Source organism: Arthrobacter sp. NPDC093128 (assembly GCF_040683875.1).
Taxonomy (GTDB): Bacteria; Actinomycetota; Actinomycetes; order Actinomycetales; family Micrococcaceae; genus Arthrobacter.
The window spans coordinates 1-1,571 of sequence record NZ_JBFBEY010000066.1 but is presented as its reverse complement, the minus strand read 5'-3'; the positions used below and the strand labels follow the sequence as shown (position 1 = coordinate 1,571).

General features: G+C 66.1%; 2 protein-coding genes and 1 pseudogene. 1 reads left to right on the top strand and 2 read right to left on the bottom strand.

Translation table 11 applies throughout. From position 1 onward, the window contains the following. Positions 1–659 (bottom strand): glycoside hydrolase family 36 N-terminal domain-containing protein (locus AB0N24_RS27455; protein ID WP_364131742.1); only part of this gene is annotated, 659 nt, incomplete at its 3' end. 170 nt (positions 660–829) lie between these two features. Here AB0N24_RS27455 and AB0N24_RS27450 point away from each other — a divergent pair. Further along, positions 830–949 (top strand): annotated as a pseudogene (locus AB0N24_RS27450) (IS982 family transposase); the annotation flags it as partial. A 55-nt stretch (positions 950–1,004) separates the two neighbouring features. On the opposite strand, the gene AB0N24_RS27445 reads toward AB0N24_RS27450, so the two are convergent. Next, a partial coding sequence (locus AB0N24_RS27445; protein WP_364131740.1) for an aldo/keto reductase occupies positions 1,005–1,571 on the bottom strand: 567 nt, incomplete at its 5' end.

Genomic DNA, 1,571 nt, shown 5'->3' with positions numbered 1-1,571 from the left:
CATGCCATGTGGGTGGCCCAGACCTTCCCGTGGCGGTTGCCGAAGCCGGCAGTGCCGGCGGCGAAGAGCAGCGAGGAGTCGTGCCCGGTGCGGCCATGGCGGCCCGTGCGGACCCAGGTGCCCTGCTGGATGGGGCGGCGCTGCGGGTGCCGTTCCCGGCACCAGCGCCCGGTCAGGTCCAGGAGTTCGACGGCGTCCGGCGCCACCGGGAGGACGGTGGCCAGTTCGTCGAGCTGGTAGGGGGTGGTGCCGTGGTTGGTGAGCGTGTGGTGCAGTTCCAGCAGGCCGCCGTCGTGGAGTGTCAGGGCGGACGAGACGGTCAGTCCGGTGTCGGAATCGGCCTGGACGATGATGGTGGAGTTGCCCTCGACGCTCGCGCTCACGACGCGGAGGCGGGCCGAGAAGTCCAGGCCGGACACGCCATCGGCGATGCGGTGGCCGCGCAGGGCGGGGCGGCCCCGCCAGCTGGATGAGGCCTGTGGCAGGAGGCCTGCGGGCACGGTGCCGTCCGCGGACGACGGCGGGATGGCCGCCGTGAGGATAGCGAGGTTTGGCAGCGTACTGCCAAGGTCCGCGCCCCAGTGGATGACCTCGGCCTCCCCACTGTCGAAGCTGATCACCAGGCTGGTGCCGGCGGAACGGAGGTGGAGGGGATCCATTGATGTTGTCCTTCTGCGTGGGAGTAACGGGGTGAGGCTGCGCGCTGCGGGGGATTCGATGCCCGCGGCGCGCAGTAGGTATGGCGGGTCGTTATTTGAAGAGGGCGTTTACTTGTTCGTTGGCTTGGGTGAGGAACTGGCGGGCTTTTTGCCGGAGAGCACAGCGTTGGGGCGCCTACGCGAGAGTCGCAGCCAGACTCTCCGCACTCGCTGCAGCGATCTGGCACAACTGGCACATCGTGACACCACGGAAACGATCACACATCGCCTTCGACTACTACATCCAATAGGAGTCAATCATCTAGATGCCACCTATCATGGCGGCACCGGGATATAGACGGGTCATCAGGTGCGGACGGTCATGTTGATGTCTGATTCGGCTGCGAATTCGTCGATGGCCGCGAGTTCCTCGCCGGTAAATGCGAGGTTGTTTATGGCGGACAGCGTGTCTTCCAGTTGCTTGACGCTGGATGCACCCACGAGGGCGGAGGTGACGGGCGACCCCTTGGGCTGGTCTCGGAGGATCCAGGCGATGGCCATCTGCGCCAGTGATTGCCCGCGGCCGGCGGCGATCCTGTTGAGCCCGCGGACACGGTCCAGTTTGTCCTCCGTCAGGGCAGATTTGGACAGGAACCGTTGTTTGGCCGCCCGCGAATCGGCCGGGATGCCGACCAGGTAGCGGTCCGTCAGTATGCCCTGTGCCAGCGGGGAGAACGCGATGGAACCGGCTCCCACCTGCTCGAGGGCCTCATAGAGGTTGGGTGCACCGTCCTCGGTCCACCGGTTCAGCATGGAGTAGCTGGGCTGGTGGATGAGCAACGGCGTGCCGAGTTCCTTCAGGATCCGGGCCGCCTCGATGGTCTGTTCCGGAGTGTAGGAGGAGATACCCGCGTACAGCGCCTTGCCCGAACG